The organism is Faecalibacterium sp. An192, from assembly GCF_002160175.1.
Taxonomy (GTDB): Bacteria; Bacillota; Clostridia; order Oscillospirales; family Ruminococcaceae; genus Faecalibacterium.
Map to the genome: position 1 here is coordinate 1 of NZ_NFKB01000034.1, position 24,475 is coordinate 24,475.

General features: G+C 62.6%; 23 protein-coding genes. 18 read left to right on the forward strand and 5 right to left on the reverse strand.

Annotation, left to right across the window (positions count from 1 at the left end; all coding sequences use genetic code 11):
* The 17 genes from B5F27_RS10740 to B5F27_RS10815 all read left to right on the forward strand — a co-directional run.
* A partial coding sequence (locus B5F27_RS10740) for an SDR family oxidoreductase (RefSeq protein ID WP_144066511.1) occupies nucleotides 1–329 on the forward strand: 329 nt, incomplete at its 5' end.
* 270 nt (nucleotides 330–599) lie between these two features.
* Nucleotides 600–1,706: an aldo/keto reductase gene (locus B5F27_RS10745; protein ID WP_087367510.1), complete on the forward strand. Its 1,107-nt coding sequence runs from the start codon at nucleotides 600–602 to the stop codon at nucleotides 1,704–1,706.
* A 385-nt stretch (nucleotides 1,707–2,091) separates the two neighbouring features.
* Nucleotides 2,092–3,273, forward strand: coding sequence for a site-specific integrase (locus B5F27_RS10750; protein ID WP_087367512.1), 1,182 nt, complete (start codon nucleotides 2,092–2,094; stop codon nucleotides 3,271–3,273).
* A gap of 106 nt (nucleotides 3,274–3,379) precedes the next feature.
* Entirely contained in the window at nucleotides 3,380–4,111 is a 732-nt protein-coding gene (locus B5F27_RS16550) for a CpsB/CapC family capsule biosynthesis tyrosine phosphatase (protein WP_144066512.1), read from the forward strand.
* Entirely contained in the window at nucleotides 4,108–5,121 is a 1,014-nt protein-coding gene (locus B5F27_RS16555; protein WP_144066513.1) for an LCP family protein, read from the forward strand. Before B5F27_RS16550 ends, B5F27_RS16555 begins: the two co-directional genes overlap by 4 nt.
* Before the next feature lie 22 nt (nucleotides 5,122–5,143).
* Nucleotides 5,144–5,911 carry a Wzz/FepE/Etk N-terminal domain-containing protein gene (locus tag B5F27_RS10760; RefSeq protein ID WP_087367519.1) on the forward strand — a complete coding sequence of 256 codons (768 nt, stop codon included), beginning with the start codon at nucleotides 5,144–5,146 and terminating at the stop codon, nucleotides 5,909–5,911.
* On the forward strand, nucleotides 5,908–6,648 hold the full coding sequence (locus B5F27_RS10765; protein WP_158098235.1) for a CpsD/CapB family tyrosine-protein kinase: 741 nt from the start codon (nucleotides 5,908–5,910) through the stop codon (nucleotides 6,646–6,648). Before B5F27_RS10760 ends, B5F27_RS10765 begins: the two co-directional genes overlap by 4 nt.
* Before the next feature lie 3 nt (nucleotides 6,649–6,651).
* Entirely contained in the window at nucleotides 6,652–7,380 is a 729-nt protein-coding gene (locus B5F27_RS10770) for a hypothetical protein (RefSeq protein ID WP_087367525.1), read from the forward strand.
* Between the two features lie 168 nt (nucleotides 7,381–7,548).
* On the forward strand, nucleotides 7,549–8,253 hold the full coding sequence (locus B5F27_RS10775; protein WP_242962168.1) for a sugar transferase: 705 nt from the start codon (nucleotides 7,549–7,551) through the stop codon (nucleotides 8,251–8,253).
* Between the two features lie 13 nt (nucleotides 8,254–8,266).
* Complete coding sequence (locus B5F27_RS10780; RefSeq protein WP_087367528.1) at nucleotides 8,267–9,340, forward strand: glycosyltransferase; 1,074 nt, start codon at nucleotides 8,267–8,269, stop codon at nucleotides 9,338–9,340.
* A 22-nt stretch (nucleotides 9,341–9,362) separates the two neighbouring features.
* Entirely contained in the window at nucleotides 9,363–10,190 is an 828-nt protein-coding gene (locus tag B5F27_RS10785) for a DUF115 domain-containing protein (RefSeq protein WP_087367531.1), read from the forward strand.
* Nucleotides 10,191–10,207: 17 nt separating this feature from the next.
* Nucleotides 10,208–10,876: an acylneuraminate cytidylyltransferase family protein gene (locus B5F27_RS10790; protein WP_087248623.1), complete on the forward strand. Its 669-nt coding sequence runs from the start codon at nucleotides 10,208–10,210 to the stop codon at nucleotides 10,874–10,876.
* 1 nt (nucleotide 10,877) lies between these two features.
* Nucleotides 10,878–11,912, forward strand: coding sequence for an aldolase catalytic domain-containing protein (locus tag B5F27_RS10795; protein ID WP_087367534.1), 1,035 nt, complete (start codon nucleotides 10,878–10,880; stop codon nucleotides 11,910–11,912).
* Nucleotides 11,909–13,117, forward strand: coding sequence for a glycosyltransferase (locus B5F27_RS10800; protein WP_087367537.1), 1,209 nt, complete (start codon nucleotides 11,909–11,911; stop codon nucleotides 13,115–13,117). Before B5F27_RS10795 ends, B5F27_RS10800 begins: the two co-directional genes overlap by 4 nt.
* Nucleotides 13,083–13,973, forward strand: a complete 891-nt coding sequence (locus tag B5F27_RS10805; RefSeq protein WP_087367540.1) for a hypothetical protein — start codon at nucleotides 13,083–13,085, stop codon at nucleotides 13,971–13,973. The genes B5F27_RS10800 and B5F27_RS10805 overlap by 35 nt, the downstream gene beginning before the upstream one ends.
* A gap of 18 nt (nucleotides 13,974–13,991) precedes the next feature.
* Complete coding sequence (locus tag B5F27_RS10810) at nucleotides 13,992–15,275, forward strand: O-antigen polymerase (protein ID WP_087367543.1); 1,284 nt, start codon at nucleotides 13,992–13,994, stop codon at nucleotides 15,273–15,275.
* Nucleotides 15,257–16,633 carry a hypothetical protein gene (locus B5F27_RS10815; RefSeq protein WP_087367546.1) on the forward strand — a complete coding sequence of 459 codons (1,377 nt, stop codon included), beginning with the start codon at nucleotides 15,257–15,259 and terminating at the stop codon, nucleotides 16,631–16,633. The genes B5F27_RS10810 and B5F27_RS10815 overlap by 19 nt, the downstream gene beginning before the upstream one ends.
* Before the next feature lie 93 nt (nucleotides 16,634–16,726).
* On the opposite strand, the gene B5F27_RS10820 is transcribed toward B5F27_RS10815, so the two are convergent.
* From B5F27_RS10820 to B5F27_RS10835, 4 genes are all read right to left on the reverse strand, one after another.
* Nucleotides 16,727–17,785: a hypothetical protein gene (locus tag B5F27_RS10820; protein ID WP_087367549.1), complete on the reverse strand. Its 1,059-nt coding sequence runs from the start codon at nucleotides 17,783–17,785 to the stop codon at nucleotides 16,727–16,729.
* A gap of 85 nt (nucleotides 17,786–17,870) precedes the next feature.
* A complete protein-coding gene (gene glpK / locus B5F27_RS10825) occupies nucleotides 17,871–19,367 on the reverse strand; it encodes a glycerol kinase GlpK (protein ID WP_087248611.1) in 1,497 nt (498 codons plus the stop codon).
* A 226-nt stretch (nucleotides 19,368–19,593) separates the two neighbouring features.
* Complete coding sequence (locus tag B5F27_RS10830) at nucleotides 19,594–21,558, reverse strand: oleate hydratase (protein ID WP_087248609.1); 1,965 nt, start codon at nucleotides 21,556–21,558, stop codon at nucleotides 19,594–19,596.
* 130 nt (nucleotides 21,559–21,688) lie between these two features.
* A complete protein-coding gene (locus B5F27_RS10835; RefSeq protein ID WP_087367552.1) occupies nucleotides 21,689–22,246 on the reverse strand; it encodes a TetR/AcrR family transcriptional regulator in 558 nt (185 codons plus the stop codon).
* A 573-nt stretch (nucleotides 22,247–22,819) separates the two neighbouring features.
* Here B5F27_RS10835 and B5F27_RS10840 point away from each other — a divergent pair.
* Nucleotides 22,820–23,308, forward strand: a complete 489-nt coding sequence (locus B5F27_RS10840; protein WP_144066514.1) for a hypothetical protein — start codon at nucleotides 22,820–22,822, stop codon at nucleotides 23,306–23,308.
* Nucleotides 23,309–23,436: 128 nt separating this feature from the next.
* On the opposite strand, the gene B5F27_RS10845 is transcribed toward B5F27_RS10840, so the two are convergent.
* A complete protein-coding gene (locus tag B5F27_RS10845) occupies nucleotides 23,437–24,447 on the reverse strand; it encodes an ATPase P (protein WP_087248603.1) in 1,011 nt (336 codons plus the stop codon).
* Between the last annotated feature and the right edge of the window lie 28 nt (nucleotides 24,448–24,475).

The following is a 24,475-nucleotide window of genomic DNA, read 5'->3' on the forward strand; positions in this document are numbered from 1 at the left end:
CCTATGCAGCAGCCAAGGGCGGCCTGAAGATGCTGACCAAGAACATTGCCTCCGAGTACGGCGCTTACAACATCCAGTGCAACGGCATCGGACCCGGCTACATCGCCACTCCGCAGACCGCACCCCTGCGTGAGATCCAGCCCGACGGCAGCCGTCATCCCTTCGACCAGTTCATCATCGCCAAGACTCCGGCCGGCCGCTGGGGCGAGGCTGAAGATTTGGGCGGACCCGCTGTCTTCCTGGCTTCGGATGCTTCCAACTTCATCAACGGCCACATCCTGTATGTGGACGGCGGCATCCTGGCCTATATTGGCAAGCAGCCCCAGTAATAAGCCATTCTCTCCCATTCACATAAAAGCGCCGGGCCCTGGTTTTCGGGGCCCAGCCCTTTTTTCGCTCTTGAATGAAAGTTACAGCGCCCGCGCAGGCGGGCGCTGGTCTGAAAAGCTTTTTGCCAGGCTTTTTCTCGAAAAAGCCGAAAAAGCTCTCGCCGCGCATTTTGCCCCAACCCATTTCCATCCCGGGGCCGGTGTGTTATACTGATGCCAGAAAGCCCGCGGCCGGCCTGGCCCGGCGGGGCAATGGAAAGGATGAGACAGATGAACACAGCGGCAAACCATGCGCCTCTGGGGTTTGGCCTGATGCGCCTGCCCAAGGTGGGCGAGGAAATCGACGTGGCCCAGACCAGCCGGATGGTGGACGCCTTCCTGGCGGCGGGTTTTACCTACTTTGACACCGCTTATGTCTACCCGGGCAGCGAGGAAGCCACCCGGAAAGCCCTGGTGGAGCGCCATCCCCGGGACAGCTACACCCTGGCCACCAAGCTGAACGCCCGGGTGGCCAAGGACGCGGCGGACGCCCGCAGTGAGCTGGAACAGAGCCTGGAGCGCACCGGCGCGGGATACTTTGACTACTACCTGCTCCACGCCCTGCAGGACTCCAACGCCAAAAAATACGACGCCTGGGGTCTGTGGGACTTTGTGAAGGAGGAAAAGGCCAGAGGCCGCATTCGGCACTATGGGTTCTCCTTCCACGGCACCCCCGCCCTGCTGGACAAGCTGCTCACCGAACATCCGGATGTGGATTTCGTTCAGCTCCAGATCAACTATGCCGATTGGGATAACCCCGAGGTCACCTCGGGTGAAAACTACCGGATTGCCCGGGCCCACGGCAAGCAGATCGTCATCATGGAGCCGGTGAAGGGCGGCGCTCTGGCCGACCCGCCCCAGGAGATCAAGGACCTGTTTGACCAGACCCGGCCCGGCATGTCCTATGCGTCCTGGGCGCTGCGGTTTGCCGCCAGCCTGGACGGCGTTCTGGCGGTGCTGTCGGGCATGTCCAACCTGGCCCAGATGGAGGACAACCTGGCCACCTTCACCCAGTTCGGGCCGGTGGACCAGGCCGAGCGGGACGCGGTGGCCCGGGCCCGGCAGATTCTGGCCCATTCGGCTGCCATTCCCTGCACCGGCTGCGGCTACTGCGTGGACGGCTGCCCCCGCCAGATCTTTATTCCCAAGGTCTTTGCCGCCGCCAACAAGCAGCTGGCCCGCAACGAGCCGGACCAGGCCCGGGAGGCCTACGCCCGGGCAGTGGAAGGCCGGGGCAAGGCGTCGGACTGCATCGGCTGCGGCCAGTGCGAAGGGGCCTGCCCCCAGCACCTGCCGGTGATCGAGTGGCTGCGCAAGTGCGCTGAAATTCTGGAGTAACTTTTTTGATAGCGAGAGCTGTTCCCCTGTCTGCGAAAGCAGATGGGGGAGCAGCTTTTTTTGTTTGCGGAAAAAACGGTTTTCGAGGGTCTGGTATGTAGGAGGGCCGGGACGGGGCATACTGTAGCCGGGCGGGAAAGAAAAAGATCCTCCATCTGGAAAATGGAGGATCCACGCTCAAAGCCGGGCCAATTGCCCTGCTATTCTATCATGCCGGCCGGGCGGTTGCAATAGGAAGGAATACGGTAAACTTGGCTGGATTTTCCATTTGGGGACGTGAATTTTCCTGCGCTGGACAATCTGCCGCAAAAACCGCCGCCGCGCCGCCGGCAAATTGTGCTTTCTGTGCAGGGGCGCACAGCCCAGACCGAAGGAGGGTCCTGAAATGGCAAAACATGGCGAAAACATCCGCAGACGAAAGGACGGACGCTGGGAGGGCCGGTATATCAAAGCCCGCACCCCCGACCGGAAAGCCGTTTGGGGGTCGGTATACGGCTCCAGCTACGCCGAAGTCCGGCAGGAACTGATCCGCCGAAAGGCCGAGTGCGGGCTGTATCAGCTGTCGGGGCGGCGGATGCGGTTTGGACAGCTGGCCTGGCAGTGGCTGGCTTCCATTGGATGCGGGGTCAAGGAGTCCACCCTGGCCCACTACCGCTACACCCTCCAGCGCTATCTGCTGCCGGTCTTTGGAGAGGCGGAACTGCTGTCCCTGGACGAGCAGGCCCTGGAACAGGGGATGCTGCGGGTGCTGGACCCGGCGGACGGCAGCCACCGGCCTCTGGGGTCCTCCTCGGCCCGGGAATGTCTGGTGATGCTGCGCCGCATCTGCAAATATGCGGCCCATCTGCGGCTGATCCGCCCCATGGAAATCTGCGTCAAGCTGCCTCAGGCCCAGCCCCGGGCCGCCCAGCCTCTTTCCAGCTCGGAACAGGCCCGGGTGCGGGAATTTGTGCTGGAACGCCCCACCTCACGCAGGGTGGGGCTGCTGCTCCAGATGGAGCTGGGCCTGCGGATTGGGGAAGTCTGCGGGCTGCAGTGGGGGGACTTTGATCTGGAAGCCGGCCTTTTGACGGTGCGCCGGACGGTGAGCCGGATTTACGGCCCCGACGGGCACACCCGGCTGGTGATCCAGACCCCCAAAACCCGCAGCTCGGGCCGGGAAATCCCCATCCCCCGCAGCCTGCTGCCTTTGCTGGCCGGGCTGGGGAGGGAAGCCGGGGCCGATAGCTGGTTTTTGTCGGGGAATACCGGCCGGCCGGTGGAGCCCCGGTGCTACCGCAAGAGCATCCAGGGTTATCTGCGGCGGGCGGCGGTGCGGAAGGTTCACCCCCACCTGCTGCGGCATACCTTTGCCACCACCTGCCTGCAGGCGGGATGCGACATCAAAACCCTCAGTGAGATTCTGGGCCACACCGACGCCAACATCACCCTGAAACGCTATGTGCACTCCAATCTGGGCCGGATGCGGCGGGAGATGAACCGGATTTTTTCGCTGCCCGGCCGGAGCCCAAAGGGGTCCATAAAGGGCAGGCCAAACGAAAAAAGCCCGGCGGCAGCCGGACTTTGAGGCGGTGAGCTTTCATTTTCCAGATGGAAGATCCTTTCCGGCCCCCGCCGGAGGCGGAAAAGCCGGGAGTACAGGCCCAGTATACCAGAGGAAAGGAGGGGCTGCAATGGATACGGAAAAGCTGGCGGACATCCACTGTCATGTTCTGCCCGGCATGGACGACGGCAGCCCCGACACGGCGGTCTCGCTGGGGATGCTGCGCCGCCAGGCGGAACAGGGCATCGGCACCGTATGCTGTACCTCCCACTATTACGCCAGCCGGGAGAAGATCGACGCTTTCTGCCGGCGGCGGGAGGAGGCCCTGGACAGCCTGCGGCCGGTTCTCACCCGGGACCTGCCCTGGCTTCTGCCGGCGGCGGAGACGGCCTTTTTCTCGGGGATCAGCGAATGCCCCGACCTGGACCGCCTCTGCATCCAGGGCACCCGCACCCTTTTGCTGGAAATGCCCTTCTCCATCTGGAACGACTTTCAGGTGGAGGAGGTGGCGGCTCTGGTGCTGGACCGGGGCTTTCGGGTGGTGCTGGCTCACCCCGAGCGGTTCTGCGGGTTCAAGGGCAACCGGGAACGCATCCGCCAGCTGGAACAGCTGCCGGTGGCTTTGCAGGTGAATGCCGGGGCGCTTTTGTCCTGGCGGACCCGCCGTCTGGCGTTGGAACTGCTGCGGGAGGCCCGGTTCCCTCTGATGGCCAGCGACTGCCACAATCTCACCCACCGGGTGCCAAATCTCCAGGAAGGAAGAAGGACAGCCGCCCAGAAACTGGGGGCGGGCTTTTTGACCCGGCTGGACCGGAACGCGGAAACCCTGCTCCAGCCGGCTGTCTGTGCTGCAAATCCATGAAAGATTACCGTGACCGCCGGGTCAGCCGGCGGGACTTTTGCCGGGCGGCGGGAGCGGCCGCCCTGGCGCTGGCTGCCCTAGGCTGCGGGGGCTATGCCCTCCAGCGCTGGGACCAGGCGGATGCCGCCGCCCCGGCCGGGGGCACCGGCAGCGACCACCGCACCCCCGTCTATCTGGAGGAGATGACGGTGGAGGGCCGCACCTACCGCCAGAAAAAGAATGTGGAGAGCTATCTGTTTCTGGGCATCGACGTGATGGGCAAGGCGGTGGGCACCCAGAGCTATATTGCCGGCGGCCAGGCCGACGCCCAGATTCTGCTGGTGCTGGACCACGATGCCCGCACCTGGCAGATGCTCCAGATCAACCGGGACAGCATAGTGGAGGTGCCGGTGCTGAGCATGATGGGCACCGTACCCTATACCATCCGCCAGCAGATCGCCCTGGCCCACGCCTACGGCAACGGCCGGGAACAGAGCTGCGAGAACAACGTCCGGGCGGTGTCCATGCTGCTGGGGGACCAGCCCATCGACGGGTATGTGTCCCTCACCATGGGGGGCGTGGGGATGCTGGTGGACCTGGTGGGCGGGGTGACCCTGACGGTCACCTCGGACCTGTCGGCGGTGGACCCCACCCTGGTGGAGGGCCAGACCCTCACCCTCAACGGGGAACAGGCCCTGGAATACGTCCACACCCGCCAGAACGTGGACGACCAGACCAATCTGGCCCGCATGGAGCGTCAGCGCCAGTTCCTCCGGGCCTTTGAGGAGAAGGCACGCCAGATGGACCCCTCCTTTGTGGTGGAGGCCTATGAGGAGGCGGCCGACTATATCATCACCGATATTCCCAGCGGACGGGCGGCCCAGATTGCCGGCCGCCTGCAGCAGTATGCCCAGCTGCCGGTACTGACCATCGACGGCGAAAACACGGTGGAGGACGGATACTGGGCCTACTATCTGGACGAGGACAGCCTGCAAAAGACCATTCTGCAGCTGTTCTATCAGGAAATCTGAGATTCAGGAGACATTGCGCGTTATGGAACATCACGAAGCCCTCAACGAAGCCCCGGCGGCATGGGGCGCTCCCCGGGAGGAAATCGACCTGGTGGAGCTGTTCTATCTGCTGTGGGGGCACATCTGGGTGATTCTGGGCTGTCTGGCCGCCGGCGCGGCCGCCGCCCTGGTCATCACCCGGTTTTTCATCACCCCGCTGTACGAAGCCACCTCCAGTTTGTACATTGTGTCCGCCTCCAACAACTCGGTGGTCAACCTCACCGACCTGCAGATCGGCTCCCAGCTGACGGCGGACTATCAGGAACTGATGCGCAGCCGCCCTTTGCTGGAGGATGTCATCGACCGTCTGGACCTGGAGGGGATGACCACCCGGGACCTGGAGGAGATGATCCGCATCACCAACGCATCCGACACCCGCATCCTCAAGATCACCGTCTCCAGCCCCGACCCCCATCAGGCCGCCTCCATCGCCAATGAGCTGGTGTCCCTGGCCCGGGTGTACCTGCCCCAGATCATGGAGACCCAGGAGCCCAACCTGGTGGAGGAGGCCATCGTCCCCACCCAAAAGGCCAGCCCCAGCTACCTGTACAACCTGCTGCTGGGCGGAGTACTGGGCGCTGTGCTGTGCTGCGGGGTGCTGCTGGGCCGTCATCTGCTGAACGATACCTTTGTGACCCCCGACGACATGGCCCGCCACTTTGGGGTGCAGCCGCTGGCCACCATCCCCGAGTCGGAGCCCGGGGAAGCCGGAGCCAAGCGGAGATGGTTCCGACGAAAGGAAGCGATATGAAAGAGCTGAAAATCCATTCCATGCCCGAGCTGCCCTTTGCGGCGGCCGAGGCCCTCAACCAGCTGCGGATCAATCTGGGCTTTTGCGGCGACGGGATTCGCACCGTCATGATGACCAGCAGCGTCCCCAACGAGGGCAAGAGCTTTCTGACCATCCAGCTGTGGCGGCAGATGGCCCTGGTGGGGACGCCGGTGCTCCTCATCGACTGCGACTTCCGCAACTCGGAAATGCGCCGCAAGTACGGCATCCGCAGCGCCAACCAGGAAAAACTCCTCAGCGCCGCCCACTATCTGGCGGGCAAAGCGGAGATCCAGGAAGTGATCTACAAGACCAATATTCCTAATGGTTATATGATCCCGGTGGCGTCCACCATCGCCAACCCCACCATCCTGCTGGAAAGCCCTCAGTTTGCCCGGATGGTGGAGTACTGCGCCCAGCGCTTTGCCTACATACTGATTGACACGCCGCCCCTGTGCAGCGTGGCGGACGGCTTGAACATCGCCCGCCACTGCGACGGCAGCGTCCTGGTGGTGCGCAGCGGCAGCACCCCCCGCAAGCTGGTGGAGCACTCGGCCCAGCTGCTCAAACGGACCGAGACCCCCCTGCTGGGGATGGTTCTCAACCGGGCCGACACCGGCAGCCGGGCCAGCGCCTACTACCAGCGTTATTACGGTAGCAGTGACTACGGCTACGGCCGGGGTCATTCGCACAATAAATCACCCAATGGAGGTACGTAAATCATGAACAACAAGTTGGTCCGAAATCTGGCCAGCGCATCGGTGGCGGCAGCCATTGCCGTGGCCATGGGCAGCCAGGTGCTGGCGGTGGAGTGGTATCCCAGCCGCACCCAGAGCGAGGTGGGGGTCACCCAGCCTTCCGTCTCCACCAGTACCGGCACGTCCATCACCGTCTCCTCGAAGCCGTCCATCGACCCGGCCACCGGCTCGGCGGTGCAGGTGGAGTCCTCGCAGGATGTCATCATCCAGGTGACCCCGGTGTCGGCCACCCTGGCCGCCAACGCTGCCCTGAACGCCACCGGCCTGTCGGCACAGCAGCTGTCGGGCCAGGCCACCTCCAGCGGCCTGTCCTACGCCGCCAACGGCCAGCTGAACAGCCTGTATCAGAAGGTCACCGAGGCGGAGTCGGTCAGCGGCCTGCTGGCCGCCACGGCCCCTGCGGCAGCGGCCGCCTTTGAGTCCACGGTGGGCGCTTCGGCCGACAGCTACAGCCCCATCGCCCTGTATGACATTGCCGCCTCGCTGGGCGCCGCCAATGCCATCGCCCAGGGCGGCAGCGTGGATGTGGCCATCGCCGTGCCCGGCGTCACCGACGGCACCCAGATGGTGGCCATCTGCTGGGACCGCGCCGGCAACTCCCGCATTGTGCCGGTCCGCGTGTCGGGCGGCGCCGTCTATCTGTCCGTTACCACCTCCGGCCCGGTCATGCTGATGGCCCGCGCCCAGGCTTGATGTTGAGGGCGGCGCCCCGGGGCGCGGTCAGCCGGCCCTGAGGCACTGTCCCGATGAAAAGGACATCGAAGGCTGCTTTCTCACCGCGGACGGCGCGGGGGAGGGCAGCCTTCTTCCTTTTGCAGGATTTTGCCAGATTCGGCAGAGAAAGGAAAAGGGGGGAGTGCTGTGACACCCAGGACAGACAAAGAATTTTCCGCGCAGAGGATGCCGGCCCCGCCGCCCGGCGGCCGCTGGCTGGACCGGCGCCAGGTGCTGGACAGCAAGCGCCGGTATTGGATGGGCCGCCGGACCCAGGATGTGATTTTATCGGCGGGGGCCCTGGCGGTGCTGTGGCCCCTGATGGGGGCGGTGGCTCTGGTGATTTGGCTGGACAGCCCGGGAGCCAGCCCCATTTTCGTCCAGGACCGGGTGGGCCGGGACGGAAGGATTTTCCGGTTTTACAAGTTCCGGTCCATGGTGCCGGGGGCCGAGGCCCGGCTGAACGAGGTGCTGGACCAGAACGAGATGGACGGCCCGGTCTTTAAGATACGGGACGACCCCCGCATCACCCGGGTGGGGCGGTTTCTGCGGCGGACCGGCCTGGACGAGCTGCCCCAGCTGGTGAACGTCCTGAAAAGCGACATGAGCCTTGTGGGGCCCCGGCCGGCCCTGCCCCGGGAGGCGGCCCAGTACACCGACTATGAGCGCCAGCGCCTCTATGTGACCCCCGGGCTCACCTGCTACTGGCAGATTGCTCCCCACCGCAACCAACTCAGCTTTGCCCAGTGGGTGGAGCTGGACCTCCAATACATACAGGAGCGGAGCTTTTGCCAGGACTGGAAGATTCTCTTCCGCACCGTGGGCGCGGTGCTGCGGATGTACGGCGCCTGAAAGGAGAAATACCATGCAGAAAAAACTTCTCTGGGTCGTGGAGGCCATGGGCGGCGGCGTCTTTACCTATGTGGTGGAGCTGGCCAACCGGCTGGCGGAGGCGTACGACCTCTATCTCGCCTATGGGCTGCGGCCTGAGACCCCGCCCGACTTCCGGGCGCGGTTTGACCGGCGGATTCATCTGGTGGAGGTGGAGAGCTTTTGCCGGGAGATCCGCCCCGCCCGGGACCTGGAAGCCCTGCGGGAGCTGCGGCGCCTGGCCCGGGCCATCCGGCCCGACCTGATCCACCTCCACAGCAGCAAGGCCGGGGCCCTGGGCCGCCTGGCCTGGAGCGGAAAGAAAACCCCGCTCTTTTACACCCCCCACGGCTACAGCTTTTTGATGGAGGACTGCAGCCCCCTCAAGCGGGAACTCTACCGCACCATCGAGGCAGTCTGCGCCCGGCGGCGGTGCACCACCATCAGCTGCGGGGCGGGGGAACACCGGGAGAGCCTCCGGCTGACCCGGCGGTCCGCCTGGGTCCCCAACGGCATCGATGTGGAGGAGCTGCACCACATGATGAATCAGGTCCAGCCCTCCGCCCGGTCCGGCCGGCCCTTCACCGTCTACACCCTGGGCCGCATCTGCACCCAGAAGGGCCCCGAACGGTTTGAGGCAATCGCCCGGGCCATGCCCGACCTGCGGTTTGTCTGGGTGGGGGATGGGGAGCTGCGGGACCGCCTCACCGCCCCCAACATTGAAGTCACCGGCTGGGTGGGCCGGGAAGAAGCCCTCCGCCGGGCCATGGAGGGGGATGTATTTCTCCTCACCTCCCGGTGGGAGGGGCTGCCCATGAGCCTGCTGGAATCCATGTATCTGGAGAAAACCTGTGTGGTCAGCGACGCCGCCGGCGGGGACGTCATCCGCACCGGGGAAAACGGCTTTGTCTGCCATGAGGTGGAGGACTATGTCCGGGCCATCCGGCAGGCCCAGCAGCGCCGGACCGGCCCGCTGATCCAGCAGGCCCGGCGGGAAATTCTGGAGATCTACAACGCCCAGTCCATGGCCCGGGCCTACCAGAAGATTTACGAGAAGTGCACCGGCTGAACCGCCGGGGAAGGAGGCAGTCATGAGGGAGCAGACCCTGCTGCAAAAAGCCAAACAAAACCCCCTTCTGGACGCCGCCGCCCGGGTGGCGGCCTGGCCGGTGCTGGCGGCCCAATACCGGCAGGCCCAGCGGCAGGCGGACGCCCGCCGCGCCGGAGCCCACGACCCCCGGTATGAGTGGATATTGAAACAGCGGGGCCGCTTTGCAGGGCAGCGGTGCTTTGTGGTGGCCACCGGCCCCAGCCTCACCATGGAGGATCTGGACCGCATCCGGGGGGAGTACAGTTTCAGCATGAATTCCTGTCTGCTGGCCTGGGAGAACACCGCCTGGCGGCCGGATGTCTACATGATACAGGACTGGTATGTCTACCAGAAGCTGGCGCCCCTGCTGGCCGGGGACGCGGGCAGCCAGCTGCCCGAAATTTGGGTCAGCGGGCAGATTGCAGCGGCTTACCCGGTGCCGGAGCGGTTCCGGGCGTTTCCCCTCCATGAGCTGGACCACAAGATGTTCCACTGGAAGGGCTGGGGGGAGTTTCGCTTTTCGGAGGACTGCTACAGCTGCGTCTGCGATGGCTATTCGGTGACCTTCTCGGCTTTGCAGATGGCCTGCTATATGGGCTTTCGGGAAATTTACCTGCTGGGGTGTGACTGCAATTACAACCAGCCCAAAAGCCATTTTCTGCCCTACGGCTACCATGACCCCAAGGCCGCCGTCATGGGGGATAAAATGCTGCAGGCCCACGCCGCCTTCCGGCGGTTCGCCCAGGCCCGGGGCGTCCGGGTCGTCAACTGTACCCGGGGCGGGATGCTGGAGGTGTATCCCCGCGTCCCGCTGGAAGAAATCGTCTGAAAGGAGAACCTTTGCCTATGACCACCGTTGCCGTTGTCCCCATCAAGCGGAACAACCGCCGCCTTCCCCATAAAAACACCAGACCCTTCACCGGGGGCAAACCCCTGTGCTGGTATGTCCTGTCCACCCTGCTGACCCTGCCCGAGCTGGACCGGGTCTACGTCTATTGCAGCGACCCGGACATCCAGACCTTTCTGCCGCCGGGGGTGGAGTTTCTGCGCCGGTCCCCCGACCTGGACCGGGACACCGCCAGCATGACCCAGGTTCTGGCCGCCTTTGCCCGGGATGTGGAGGCCGGCTGCTACCTGATGACCCACGCCACCGCCCCATTCATCGGGGCGGCGTCCCTCCGCAGAGGGCTGGAAGCCGTCCGCAGCGGGGAATACGACTCGGCCTTTGCGGCCCGGAAAGTCCAGGACTTCCTGTGGAAGGACGGCCGGCCCTGGAACTATGATCCCGCCTGCATCCCCCGCACCCAGGACCTGCCGCCCCTCTATCAGGAGACCAGCGGCTTTTACATCTACACCCGGGAGGTCATTACCCAGATGGGCCGCCGGGTGGGCCAGCGGCCTTATCTGGTGGAAGTGAGCCAGATCGAGGCGGTGGACATCGACGAGGCGGAGGATTTCCGCATCGCCGACGCCCTCTACCGCTGCGGCTATCTGCCGGGACAGGGGGTGGAGTGAGATGGGAACCATTCAGATGCTGGACTGCACCCTCCGGGACGGAGGCTACTGCAACGACTGCCGTTTCGGGCTGGACAACCAGCGCCGGATCACCGCCGGGCTGGCGGCCGCCGGGGTGGAAATCATCGAGTGCGGCTTTCTGCTGGACGGGGTGCTCCATCACCCCGACGTCACCCGCTTCACCCATCCGGAACAGATCGGGGCCGTTCTGCCCCGGGGCCGGGCTGCCGGCCGGGCCCGGTATGTGGCACTGGCCGACTACGGCAAATACGATTTCAGCCGGCTGCCGCCCCAGGCGGAGGTCCCCATCCAGGGCATCCGGGTGGCCTTCCACAAAAAGGACCGGCGGGCTGCGCTGGAGGCCTGCCGCACCGTCCGGGAGAAGGGGTATCAGGTGTTTGTCCAGCCCATGGTGTCGGTGAGCTACACCGAAGGGGAATTTCTGGACCTGATCGCCCGGGTCAATGCGCTGCAGCCCTATGCCTTTTACATCGTGGACAGCTTCGGCACCCTTCAGCGGGGCGACCTGCTGCGGCTGTTCCGGCTGGCGGAAACCCATCTGGACCCGGCGGTGCGGATCGGCTTCCACCCCCACAACAATTTGCAGCTGGCCTTTGCCAACGCCCAGGCCCTGGTGGAGCAGAACAGCCCCCGGGATCTGATTGTGGACAGCTCGGTCTACGGCATGGGCCGGGGCGCCGGAAACCTGAACACCGAGCTGTTTGCCCGCTATCTCAACGACCGTGCCGGGGCCTCCTACCGGATGGGCCCCCTGCTGGACATTCTGGACGGGGTGGTGCTGGACTTTTACCGACAGAATCCCTGGGGGTATTCGGCGGCCCATTACCTGTCGGCGTCCCATCAGGCCCACCCCGACTACGGCAGTTATTTGGAGGGTAAAAAGACCCTCACCGCCCGGGAGATGGATGAGATTCTGGTGGGGATGAACCCGGAGAAAAGGCGGATGTTTGACCCCGACTACATCGAGGAGCTGTACCGGGCTTACCGGACCGAGCAGAAAGGACGGGCCCTGTGAAGATCCTGTTTGTGCAGGGCGGGTCCCGGTGGAAATACGACGCCGACGGGGGCCTGTACACCGACTCCAATTTCAGTGAGGCGGTGTGGGCGCGGTATCGGGAATGGGGGGATCTGACGGTGCTGCTGCGGCGGGAGGACAAAGTCTATCCGCCCCGGGAGGCCATGGAGCGGTTCAACCGCTGCGACACCAGCCTTATGACCTGTCTGGCCCTGCCCGACCTCTACCGCCCGGGAACCCGGCTGCTGACCCCCCGCTGTCGCCGCCAGGTGCGGCGGGCCATCGCCCAGGCAGTCCGGGAGGCCGACCGGGTGATTGTCCGCTCGCCGGGGAACTTTTACACCAACACCGCGTTGGCCTGCTGCCGGCGGTACCGGCGGCCTTACCTGGTGGAGGTGACCGGCTTTGCCTGGGAGGGCAGCTGGTACCACAGCCTCCGGGGCAAGATGCTTGCCCCCTGGCGGGAACTGCGGTGCCGGGCTTTGGTCCGGCGAGCCCCCTGGGCAGTGTATGTGACCCGGCAGGCCCTCCAAAAGCGGTATCCCTGCCGCGGCCGGAGTCTGGGCTGTTCCGACGTGGAACTGGCCCCGCTGGACGAAAAGGTGCTGGCGGCCCGGCTGGAGAAAATCCAGGCCGGGCAGGACACCCTGGTGCTGGGCACCGCGGGCTTTCTGGACGTGGCCTTTAAGGGCCAGCGGTGGATAATAGAAGCCCTGGCCCTGCTGCGGCGGAAGGGGAACACCCGCTTCCGCTATCAGCTGGCGGGGGCCGGGTCGGGCAGGGAACTGCTGGCCCTGGCCCAAAAGCTGGGGGTGGCGGACCAGGTGGAAATCCTGGGCAGCCTGCCCCGGGAGCGGATGGACAGCTGGTACGACGGGCTGGACATCTACGTCCACCCCAGCGACAGCGAGGGGCTGTGCCGGTCCATTGCGGAGGCCATGAGCCGGGCGGTGCCGGTGGCCTGCAGCCGGGTGGGAGGAAACCCCGAGCTGGCCAGCCCGGCCTGCCTCTTTGGGCGGCGGGACCCGGCGGGGATTGCCGCCGTCCTGGAACTGCTGGCCGACCCCGGCGTCCGGGCCGCCGAGGCCCGGCGCAGCCTGGAGGCGGCCCGCGCCTTTGAATGCCGGACCCTGGACCGGGCCAGAAACGAGTTTTACCAGAGGTTTCTCCATGATGACACAACCCAAAACCCTTGTCCTGATTGACAGCCTCTATGAGCAGTACGGCCTGGACGGCGCTGAGCGGGACGGCATCCTTTTTCTGCCCATGCTGAGAGGACAGTGGACCGGCCGGGCCATCCGGGCGGCCCGCAAGGCGCATCTCTCGTTGGACCTGCCGGGCCGGGAACTCTGGCTGGGGGACTGGACCCGCGCGGCCGGGGACTACGACACCATCGTCCTGGCCGACGCGGGGAACACCCCCAACGTGGTGCGGTATCTCAAACAGCGTTACCCCCGCAAGCGGGTGATTGTCTGGTACCGCAACCCTGTGGCGGCCACCCTTTCCCCCGACGTCCTGGACCGGTCGGCCTGTGAAGTGTGGTCCTTTGACCCGGCGGACTGCGCCGCCTATGGAATGCGGTACAATCCTCAGTTTTATATCCCGCGGGACTCCGGCGGGCCTCAGGCCATCCGGCAGGACGTGTTTTTTGTGGGACAGGACAAGGGCCGCGGCCCGCTGCTGGCCCAGATGGAACAGGCCCTGCAAAAGGCCGGATGCCGGACCCGGTTCTGCATTGTGGGGGTCAACAGCCCCCGGCTGTCCTACCGGGAGATTGTGGCGGAAATCGCCGCCTCCCGGGTGGTGGTGGACTGCCCCTGCGCCGGCCAGGCAGGGCTGACCCTGCGGCCTCTGGAGGCTTTGTTCTACCGCAAAAAACTGCTGACCACCAGCCCCGACATCAAGACCCGGGACTTCTACCACCCGGGATGGGTCTTTGTCTGGGGCCAGGACGACCCCGGCGCTCTGGGGGAATTTCTGGCCCGGCCATGGCAGGGGCCGGACGAGGCCTGCCGGGACGCCTACGGCCTGAAAGCCTGGGTGGACCGCTTTGCTACCTGAAAACCGGAGGGAAGGACCATGATCTATCTTTTGCTTGCCGCCCTGGTGCTGCTCACCCTGGTGAGCTACGGCCTGTGCGGCCGGGACTTCTTTGCCCCCGGCACCATGCTGTGTCTGGCCTTTGTCTTCAGCTGTGCCAGCGCCCTCTACAATGCGTCTTACTGGCAGCTGGACCTGGCCCCTCGGACGGTGGGGGTGATTGTGAGCGCCCTGTCCATCACGGTGGGGGTGAACATCTGGGCCCACGGGTGTTTTCAGCGGGTGCGGGTCCAGCCCTGGAGCGGACGGGCCACCCCTATCCCGGTGTGGGTGTCGGCGGGCCTGCTGGCCGCCCTGGGGGTGGTGCTGGTGGTGATGCTGGCCCAGATCCGCCGGATCGGCGGAGGCGGGTCCTTCGCCAGCGCCATGGTGATTTTCCGGGCCAAAAACGCCTACGGCGTCGATCTGGCCGACCAGCTGCCCGGCTGGGTCCGCCAGATGCTGAATGCCTCGGCGGTGATCGCCTTTCTGTATCTGTTTCATCTGATCTGGTTTGGCCGCCGTCTGGGCAGGCTGCATCTAGCCTTGAACGCCGCTGTGCTGGCCGCCTGTGTGGCGGTGAGCCTGCTGACCGGCGGGCGGTTTTCGGCCATGACCATGGTGGTGGCCGGGGCGGTGCTGTGGTATATGCTGCGCTCGGGCGGGCCCCGCGGGGTCCGGCTGAAAACCCTGTTCTGGGTCATGATGGCGGCGCTGGCGGTCCTCTATGGCTTTTACGCCGTCAAGGCCCTGGTGGGCCGCCAGTCGGACCAGACGGTGGTGGAGTACATCACCCACTACGCCGGCGGAGGCATTCCGGGTCTGGACCTCTATCTGAAAGACCCGCCCGCGCCCTCCGGCATCTGGGGCAAGGAGACCTTCTACGCCCTCAACAACGGCCTGCGGAAGCTGGGGCTGCTGGACATCCCCTATTACTACATCCACCACGAATTCCGCCAGAGCGGCGGCGTGTCGGTGGGCAACATCTACACCGCCCTGCGGGACTATCACTACGACTTCGGCATGGTAGGAATGTACCTGGTGCACACCGTCTTTTCGGTGGTGTTCTGCTTCTACTATGAGTACCAGAAAAAGCGCCGGTCTCATCTGGGCATTCTGGTCTGGGCCATGGTGTATTACTGCGTGGTGTTTTACCCCATTTCCAATTCCTTTTTCGCCAGCGTGGTGTCCTTTGGCTTTGGAATCCGGCTGGGGCTGCTGGTTTTCCTCTACCTTCTCCTGATCCGAAAGAAAGGGGACGCGCCATGCAGGAATCCTCTCTGAAACGGAATTTCTCCTACGCCTTCGCTGCCCAGGGGGTGGCCCTGGCGGTGGGCAGCGTCACCAACCTGATTTTGCCCCGGGTGCTGGGGGCGGAGGATTTCAGCTGGTGGCAGCTCTTTGTGTTTTACGCCACCTACATACCCTGTCTGGCTCTGGGTCTCAACGACGGGGTGTATCTGCGCTGGGGCGGCAAAACCCGGGAAGAACTGGACCCCGCCGTCCTGCGCAGTCAGTTCTGGGTGGGGGCGGCCTTCCAGCTGGTGCTGGCGGCAGCTCTCGGCGGGGTGGTTTCTCTGGCGGTGGCGGACCTGCGCCGCCGGGCCATCCTGCTGGCGGTGCTGATGTATTTCTGGCTCTACTCCTGCCACAACCATCTGGGCTATCTCTTTCAGGCCCGGGGAGAGACGGACGTCTATTCCCGCTCCCTGATCCTGAACAAACTGGTGTATCTGGGGGGACAATGCCTCCTGCTGGCCGCCGGGGCGGCGGGGGTCTTTGCCCTGATACCCCTCTACATCGGGGCCTGCGGGCTGGGACTGGCCTATCTGGCGGTGCGCATCCGGGGGGAGTTCCGGGGCGCGCGGCTGGATCTGCGTCTGGGGGCGGCGGAGTGCCGCCGCAGCGCCGCCGTGGGTCTGAGCCTGATGCTCTCCAACCTCTGCGCTATGCTGGTGCTGGGGGTGGGGCGTCAGGTGGTGGACTGGCGGTGGGGAGTGCTGGCCTTCGGGCAGATTTCCTTCTCGTTGACCCTCATCAATTTTGCGCTGACCTTCCTGTCCCAGATCAGCATGGTGCTGTTTCCGGCCCTGCGGCGGGTGTCGGGGCAGGAGCTGGCCGCCTACAGCCAAAAGCTGGAGGACGGGCTGTATCTGCTGCTGCCCTGGATGTATGTGCTGTATCTGCCCGGCCGGGCTCTGCTGGAGCTGTGGCTGCCGGACTACCGGGAGAGCCTGGAATATCTGGCCCTGGTGCTGCCCATCTGCTATTTTGACTGCAAGATGAACCTGCTGGGCAACACTTTCCTGAAGGTTTTGAACCGCCAGAACCAGCTGCTGCACATCAACCTGGTCACCATCCTGGTGAGCCTGGGCTTTGCGCTGGCAGGGGCCTGGGTGATGGATGAAATCCTCTGGGTGGTGTACGGGATGGTGGCGGCCATTGCTCTCCGCAGTGTTTTGGCCGACCGGGCCCTGCACCGGGCGCTGGACCTGCCCGGCCGGGGCTATGACCGGCGGGACCTGCTGCTGGCGGGGACCTTTCTGGCGGCCAGCCAGCTGCTGCCCTGGTGGGGGATGATGCCCCTGATGACCGTTCTGGCTGTGGGCCGGGCCCTGCGTTTATGCCGGAGACAAAAGTAAAAACAAGAAAACAAGAGGCTGTTGCAAAACAAAAGTTAAGCAACAGCCTCTTTTGTGGTGGATTAAGAGACAAACGCAGATGTAGTTGGAGGCTTATGGGGCCAATGATTGTACTTTCTGCAAAAAGCTGCGATAGTCGTTGATTGCAGCTGCCAGCGTATCCTGAAACTGCGCGGCTGTTTCACCGGAGGGCCGGGTGTATTCGCCGATGGTTATATGTTTGCCGCTTCTCATCCGGGCAGGCCGTTGAAATTGGAAGTCAATCAGGCAGTAGCGTCCAGGTGAATCATAGATAAGAGCATCTCGAATTGTTTTGGCGGAAACAGATGTGCTTTTGATTTCGTCCAGGGAAAGTTTCAGACAAATGGGGAAGGTTTGTTCTTGACGCTCAGTATTCCATTGAGGTTCGATTTGCAGATAAAGGGAACAGGAAACATCCAGAAGGATAAACTGGTTGTCGTGTAATCCCATCCAAAGACCTTCAAAACCACCTTTTGGATTGGAGACATAGCCATATCCCATCCACACATGGTGATCTGCGGCAAAACCACCGGTCTGTAGGAAATGGTAGAAACCAAGGATTTGCTGTGAGTTCCACCGGGCGAGAGGAAGCTGTTGATAAAGGAGCGTCTGTCGGTGGTATTCGCTCCACCAGTTGTAATAATCCAGAAAAATAGGATTCGTGGTCTGATCTCTATATTTTGCCATAAGGTTCAGCATCTGCTCCCGGGTGACAATTTGGTAGCCGGCTGCCTTGACATGGGACAAATCAGACTGAAAGCCCATTTTATAATACACACCGCAGACAGTGCAGTCCGGCCAGGTGTTTTGTCCCTGAATCAGATAGCGCTGCAGCTGGTTGTCATGCTCGCTGGTAAAGGTTTTGTCTTCCACGATGATTTTGTAAGTCCGGTCGCGGGAAACCACCGTCAGCAAAACATCGATATGACCGACTTGACGCTCTATATCCATAACAGCAAAGGGAGAATCTTTCAAGGATGGAACAAAACATTCCAACAACTCATGCGCGCAGGCTTGAAGTGCCCGGTCCGGTTTGGCATCTTCCAGCGCAAAGGATGCCAGCCAGCACAGAAAGGCATCCTGAGATAGTTCGCTAGTGGCATATCTGAATAAATTGTTCCTTAAATCCATGGATATGTTCTCCCGGGTCGATAGAGCATGGTGGATGATCGATGAGGCATGGCAGGCGGTCCGGTTTCAAATGACAAAATTGAGTTTATTCCTCGTCCAGGGCCCAGTGGTAGGCGCAGCGGACAGCTTTGTTCCAGCCCCGCAGGCGCTTGGCCCGCTGTTCTTCGGGGATATTGGGACGGAAGGTGCAGTCCACCGACCAGTTCTTGGCCACCTCCTGGGGGGAGGACCAGTAGCCCACCGCCAGACCCGCCAGGTAGGCGGCGCCCAGGGCGGTGGTTTCCAGGCAGCGGGGCCGGAGAACCGGCACGTTGCTGATGTCGGCCATGGTTTGGAGCAGGTAATTGTTGGCGGAGGCTCCGCCGTCCACCCGCAGGCTGGTCATGGGGATGCCCGAGTCCGCCTCCATGGCGTGAAGGACATCGTTGACCTGATAGCACAGGCTGTCCAGGGTGGCCCGGATGATATGGTACTTGTTGCAGCCCCGGGTCAGGCCCACAATGGTGCCCCGGGCGTACTGGTCCCAGTGGGGGGCGCCCAGGCCGGTGAAGGCCGGCACCACATAGCAGCCGTTGGTGTCGGGGACCTTGTTGGCCATGTATTCCGAGTCCCGGGCCTCTTCCAGCAGGCGCAGCTCGTCCCGCAGCCACTGGATGGCGGCACCGGCCACAAAGATGGAACCCTCCAGAGCGTAGCTGACGGTGCCGTTGATGCCCCAGGCAATGGTGGTGACCAGGCCGTTCTGGGAGAACACCGGGCGGCTGCCGGTGTTCATCAGCATGAAGCCGCCGGTGCCGAAGGTGTTTTTGGCGTCGCCGGGGGCAAAGCAGGTCTGGCCGAACAGGGCGGCCTGCTGGTCGCCGGCGGCTCCGGCGATCTTGATGGCTCCGCCGAAGTGCATGGGGTCGGCGTAGTCGTAAAACTGGCTGGAGGGCATGGGCTGGGGCAGCATGCACCGGGGGATGTTCAGCTCGGCCAGGATCTCGTCGTCCCAGTCCAGGGTGTGGATGTTGAACAGCATGGTGCGGCTGGCGTTGGAATAGTCGGTGACGTGGATTTTGCCGCAGGTGAGCTTCCAGATCAGCCAGGTTTCCACCGTGCCGAACAAAAGCTGTCCGGCCTCGGCCTTTTCCCGGGCGCCAGGGACGTTGTCCAGAATCCATTTCAGCTTGGTGCCGGAGAAATAGGCGTCGATGACCAGGCCGGTCTTTTGACGGAACTTCTCGGTCAGGCCCCGGGCTTTCAGCTCGTCGCAGTAGGCGCTGGTCCGCCGGCACTGCCACACGATGGCGTGATACACCGGCTCGCCGGTGTCCCGGTCCCACACAATGGTGGTTTCCCGCTGATTGGTGATGCCGATGGCGGCAATATCCTTGGCGGTGGCGCCGATCTGGTTCATGGCGGACAGAGCCACGCCCAGCTGGGTGGTCCAGATTTCGTTGGCGTCGTGCTCCACCCAGCCGGGTTTGGGAAAGTACTGGGTGAATTCCTTTTGGGCGACGCTGCACATTTCCCCCGCTTGGTTGAACAGGATGCACCGGTTGGAGGTGGTTCCGGCGTCCAGTGCCATGACGTAGGCCATGGAGACCCTCCTTTATTTATCTTTGCAGTCTGCGCACAAAATCGCGCTTTGCACAAAACAACTATTGTACAAATTATACTAAACTCTCGGCTCTTTTACAATCCCTTCCCGGCTTTTCCATCCAAAAGCAAAACCCCGGGCGCCTGTGGGGGCGTCCGGGGTCTGCCTGTTGCAATGCGGGTCTCTTGGAAGGAGGAGATGGTAAAAGGAAATCGGTAAAAGGAAATCAGCGCTGGGGAGTTTCCTGGAGAATGCCGTGGTCCCGCAGCAGCTTTTCCAGGACGGTGCCCTGGATGAAGTGGAGCAGGGGCTTTTTGGCGGCCGAGAAGGGGGCCACATCCAGCGGAGAACGGCCGTCCATCAGGCAGACGGCGCTGTCCAGCAGGGCGCGGATGTCATAGACGCTGCCCCACACCTCGGGGACGCCGCGGTCCACGCCCAGCAGGCCGTAGACTGCCTCCATGGCGGTGCGGACCGAGTACTCGGTGGTGAAAACGGTATCCCGGGGGGTATCGGCGAACTGGCCCAGGAAAGCAAAGTTGACGCAGCCGTCGGGAATCACGTCGGGACGGTCGCCCTTGGCCCGGGGCATGAAGAAAGCGGTGATATAGGGCATCATGGTGGGGACGCAGACGGCGCTTTCAGCGGCCAGCTGGGGAATCTGGTCCACCGGCACGCCCAGATGGTACAGCCATTCCTCGGTGATCTCGCGGCCGGTGCAGTCCTTCATGGGCTTGTGGACGTAGTCGCCGGGAACGTCGGTGAACAGGCCGTACACCCAGACGCAGACCTTTTCGGGGTCCTGGGCCTTGAACTGGCCCTGACGGTTGATGGTCCAGCTCATCAGCCACTTGGAATCCTGGCAGCTGACAATGCCGCCGGTGACCACCTGGCCGCTGCGGGGGTCCCGCTTGCAGATGGCCGAGATATAGGGGAGAATCTTGTCGTCCAGGGTGGTGATGGTGGCCGATTCCCAGTTGGTCCGGGAGATGTCGGAGCAGAACTTTTCGGGGTGGCCGAAGGACGGGTCCTGACGGGCAATGTTCTTCCACAGGCTCCAGCAGCCGCTGGTGCGGACCTCGGCGTCCCCGTTGGGGGCGTGGTCCTGGTCGCCGTAGATGGTGCCCTCGGTGCAGCTGCCGTTGGTCACAAACACCAGGTCCTTCTCGGTGAGGGGGATGCCCTGTTCCTTGCCGTTGACACGGCACTCGATGGCGGTGGCAATCTTTTTGCCGCCCCGGTGCTCAAACAGAACGTTGGTCACTTCGGTGCCGAAGCGGAAGTCCACCCCGGCCTCCTCCAGATACTTCTGCATGGGCAGGATCAGGGATTCGTACTGGTTATAGCGGGTGAACTTGAGGGCGCTGAAGTCGGGCAGGCCGGCGATGTGGTGGATGAAACGCTGGAAATACAGCTTCATCTCCAGGGCGCTGTGCCAGTTCTCAAAGGCGAACATGGTGCGCCAGTACAGCCAGAAGGTGGAGTCAAACACCTCGTCGTCAAAGACGTCCTCGATGGTCTTGTCGTAGAGGTCCTCGTCGGGGGTCATGAACAGCTTGACGATCTCCATGATGGCTTTCTGGCTCAGGTTGAACCGGCCGTCGGTGTGGGCGTCCTGGCCGCGGTTGACGGTGGCCCGGCAGAGAGAATAGTTGGGGTCGTGCTTGTTGAGCCAGTAGAACTCATCCAGCACCGAGGCCCCCGGGGTGTCCAGAGAGGGAATGGACCGGAACAGATCCCACAGGCACTCGAAATGGTTTTCCATTTCCCGGCCGCCCCGCATCACATAGCCGCGGGAGGGGTCCAGGATGCCGTCGCAGGCGCCGCCCGCCACGTCCATGGCTTCCAGAATGTGGATGTGGGAGCCGGGCATCTGGCCGTCCCGCACCAGGAAGCAGGCCGCCGCCAGAGAGGCCAGGCCGCTGCCCACAATCCATGCGTTTTTATCGTCTACGCCGGCAGGCTTTTCGGGCCGGGCGAATGCTTCATAGTTTCCGTTGGAATAGTAAATCCCCTTGCTGTTGGGGTGCTGTTTGCCCCGCTCGGTGTTGCGGTAGCCGCTGGCCGGCACAGCCGGACGGGCTGCGGCGGTGTGGTTTTTCTGTTGATATTTGCGGGTCAGGGCAAGGGCTGCGCCGGCTCCGGCTGCCCCCAGCGCCGCTGCGGTCAGGGGAGAAATTTTCTTGGTCATGGCAGAACCATCCTTTCTTGCAGGTGCTTGTTTAGAGGATGGCATGATCTTACCATACCGCGACTCTGCCCGCTATCTACAAAGGACCCCGTATGAGTGATTTTTGTGCATCGGAGGCCCTTTGTAAGGGTCATGCTCTGGAAAAATTCCGGATGGCGTTGTCCACGCCTCCCTGGGCTGTCAGGCTGATGTTCCGCACCAGGTCGTGATAGTCCGCGTGCATTCCCTTCTTGATCCAGTCCAGCATCAGCCCCACAAAGCTGTACTTGTAAAAATCCGCGATGAAAGCCTTTTGTTCCTCGGTGACGGGGGCGCCGGCGCTCTTTTCATCCACCACCCCGCGGATCAGCCCATAGGTTATTTTGAACAGGAAATTCTCCATCTGTTCCCGGCTGATGCACCGGCAGGCGTTGAGGACAAAGGGCTTGTTCTCCAGCACCGCCTCAAACACCTGGGCCAGGCCCTCCTGCCAGGTGTCGCAGGTCTTTTTCCCCTGGAGGGCCGCGGTGGCGTCCTCGATGCAGATCCATTCCACCAGGTCGTAGATGTCCTGGAAGTGATAGTAAAAGGTCATCCGGCTGATGCCGCACTCGTCGGTGATGTCCCGGATGGTGATTTTGTCCAGCGGCTTCTGGAGCATCAGCTTTTTCAGGGCTGTTTCCAGCGCTTTTTTGGTGATATTGGACATGGGGTGCCCTCCTTCTGTAAAGTGTTGCCCGCCTGCGGCGGCCCGGCGCGTTTTCTTTATTCTACCATATTTTACCGGCGATGGACACACCTTCCGGACGAGGTTCCGGAGAGATTTTTGACCGCACAGCATGGAAATCCTTTGCCGGAATAACGAAGTATCGCTTTCCTGTGCTAAATCAACATAAAATTATCTCAAGCTTTAGATACAATATAGAACTTCGCTTTTTTGACAAAAAATGACGGGATTTTTATTGACCCGTTCCCGGAGCACATGATATTATATTTTGGTGAAAATAGACAATATAGACGCCGACTTCACTGCAAAAAAGATACAGTTTGCGACAATCGAGCTGCACTTTCAGCCCTCCGGCTCCGCGATTTGAAAGGCTGTATGCAAAGTTCCGGCGAAGCAGACGCCGGGCTTTTCAGATAAAATGTCCGCTTATCAACCTCAAAAGACGGCTTTTTGCAAAGCTGTCCTTCTGTGATCGAAAGGAGTGTCCATTTTATGTGCAGCATCCAAGCGAAAAAGAGATCTTTGGCCGGAATTCTTTTGGCAGGGGTTTTGTCGATGTTGTTTTTGGGCGGCTGTGGTTATACGATGGTTCCCAACGAGTATTTGCTCCAGTCGAATGAGACGCCGTTGGCGGACCAGGAGGAGGACGAAGAAGCCGTTTTGACCGAAGGGGACCGCCTGTGCAATCAGATGATTGCGGTGCTGAATCTGGGCCGGGACCTGGATAAACGGATCTCTTCCAGTACCGCTCTGGATGAGGCCGCCTCGCTTTTTCTGGAAATGATTCTGGAGGACCCGGAAACCTATATTATGTCCACGCAGCAGGGCGATATGAATGAGGTGGGGCAGAACGCCTATCTTTATGTGTACAATGGGGACCTGTCCTCCGGCAGCGTGGCAACGCTGGCCTTGAAAGACATTACGGAAGACGAAACTTTTAACACCGGGACACTTCTTAAAACCATGACAAGCATCAGCGTGACCCATGGAAACGGAAAAAAGGGTTCGGTCTGGGTGATTCTGGTGGAGTACATAGACGAATAAGGGAAGGAAAGCGAAACCGGGCCGCCGGCCTGGTCCAGAAAAAAGAACGCCCTAACCGGGCCCAAGCCATATAAAAACCCAACCCCCGGACCAGACGGCCCGGGGGTTGGATTTTTGAAGGAAAAGGCTCAGCGATAATTTTCGTTCAGGAACATGGGCTTGATGGCCACCACTTCGTCGTACTCCTCCTGGTCCACTTCCACGTCCGAGTTCAGGGATTTCAGCTCCTGCTTGACGGCCTCCAGAGCCTCGGGCAGATGGACGGCCCGGCCTTCTTCCAGGACGCGGATCATCCGCTGGAGGACAATGGGGTGGGCGTACCGGGCGGGCACCGGGAAGCTGTCGTAGTTCCGCAGATAGTCCTCCATGGCCTGGAGGGCCCGGTCAGCCCGGCCCATCACCACTTTTTTGTTGTTCTGGGCGGTGGGCAGGACGCTGGCGCCCGAGAACATGAAGATGGCCGCCAGGCCGAACAGGGCAAAGTAGGCGCCAAAGCTGCCGCTGCCCTGGGCAAAGAGGGTCACGCCAAAGATCAGGGAGGCCACGCCCAGCAGGGTGATGGCCAGGGCCACCCAGCGGTAACTGGGCTTGCTGCACAGGTAGGCCCGCTTGCGCTTGGCCGACAGGCTCAGCTCCTGGGCCAGCTCGGGCTTTTGGGTCAGATAGTCGGAGGCCTGTTCCAGAGTGCGGATGCTCTTCTGGGCCTCGGGGGAGAGGTTGGGCTTTTTGCGGGCGGCCCGTTCCCGCTCCCGCTGGGCCAGCCGCTCCTCGGCGGCGGCGCTGACCCGCTTGATTTCGGGGTGGGTCTTGGCCAGGCAGTCCAGCAGCTGGTCCACCTGCTCCTCATACTTGAAGTTGCACTGTTTCTCTTTGCCGTTGTCGTACTGAACCACCAGATAGGGGATGGACGCAAACACGCCTTTCTGTGTGAAGCCGCCCCGGCTCATGGCCACCCGCTTGAAGGCCCGGGTGATGGAGGGATAGGTGACGTAATACCGGCGGTCCAGGTAAAAGCTGTTGAGATACAAAGCCTTGTCGCCCACGCCGCAGGGGCCGATGCGGCGGCAGCTCTTTTTGTCTGCGGCCAGGGTTTGGGGGTCCAGGGCCTCGCGGCCCAGCTGTACGGGTTTGAAGATCATAGGATGCAACCTCCGGGCGTCCGGGGAC

Coding starts and splice junctions, on each gene's coding strand:
- B5F27_RS10845 (WP_087248603.1), bottom strand. CDS start 24,447: ATGATCTTCAAACCCGTACAGCTGGGCCGCGAGGCCCTGGACCCCCAA.
- B5F27_RS10830 (WP_087248609.1), bottom strand. CDS start 21,558: ATGACCAAGAAAATTTCTCCCCTGACCGCAGCGGCGCTGGGGGCAGCC.
- B5F27_RS16555 (WP_144066513.1), top strand. CDS start 4,108: ATGAAAGATTACCGTGACCGCCGGGTCAGCCGGCGGGACTTTTGCCGG.
- B5F27_RS10810 (WP_087367543.1), top strand. CDS start 13,992: ATGATCTATCTTTTGCTTGCCGCCCTGGTGCTGCTCACCCTGGTGAGC.
- B5F27_RS10770 (WP_087367525.1), top strand. CDS start 6,652: ATGAACAACAAGTTGGTCCGAAATCTGGCCAGCGCATCGGTGGCGGCA.
- B5F27_RS10780 (WP_087367528.1), top strand. CDS start 8,267: ATGCAGAAAAAACTTCTCTGGGTCGTGGAGGCCATGGGCGGCGGCGTC.
- B5F27_RS10820 (WP_087367549.1), bottom strand. CDS start 17,785: ATGGATTTAAGGAACAATTTATTCAGATATGCCACTAGCGAACTATCT.
- B5F27_RS10760 (WP_087367519.1), top strand. CDS start 5,144: ATGGAACATCACGAAGCCCTCAACGAAGCCCCGGCGGCATGGGGCGCT.
- B5F27_RS10745 (WP_087367510.1), top strand. CDS start 600: ATGAACACAGCGGCAAACCATGCGCCTCTGGGGTTTGGCCTGATGCGC.
- B5F27_RS10750 (WP_087367512.1), top strand. CDS start 2,092: ATGGCAAAACATGGCGAAAACATCCGCAGACGAAAGGACGGACGCTGG.
- B5F27_RS10805 (WP_087367540.1), top strand. CDS start 13,083: ATGATGACACAACCCAAAACCCTTGTCCTGATTGACAGCCTCTATGAG.
- B5F27_RS16550 (WP_144066512.1), top strand. CDS start 3,380: ATGGATACGGAAAAGCTGGCGGACATCCACTGTCATGTTCTGCCCGGC.
- B5F27_RS10790 (WP_087248623.1), top strand. CDS start 10,208: ATGACCACCGTTGCCGTTGTCCCCATCAAGCGGAACAACCGCCGCCTT.
- B5F27_RS10835 (WP_087367552.1), bottom strand. CDS start 22,246: ATGTCCAATATCACCAAAAAAGCGCTGGAAACAGCCCTGAAAAAGCTG.
- B5F27_RS10765 (WP_158098235.1), top strand. CDS start 5,908: ATGAAAGAGCTGAAAATCCATTCCATGCCCGAGCTGCCCTTTGCGGCG.
- B5F27_RS10815 (WP_087367546.1), top strand. CDS start 15,257: ATGCAGGAATCCTCTCTGAAACGGAATTTCTCCTACGCCTTCGCTGCC.
- B5F27_RS10795 (WP_087367534.1), top strand. CDS start 10,878: ATGGGAACCATTCAGATGCTGGACTGCACCCTCCGGGACGGAGGCTAC.
- B5F27_RS10785 (WP_087367531.1), top strand. CDS start 9,363: ATGAGGGAGCAGACCCTGCTGCAAAAAGCCAAACAAAACCCCCTTCTG.
- glpK (WP_087248611.1), bottom strand. CDS start 19,367: ATGGCCTACGTCATGGCACTGGACGCCGGAACCACCTCCAACCGGTGC.
- B5F27_RS10840 (WP_144066514.1), top strand. CDS start 22,820: ATGTTGTTTTTGGGCGGCTGTGGTTATACGATGGTTCCCAACGAGTAT.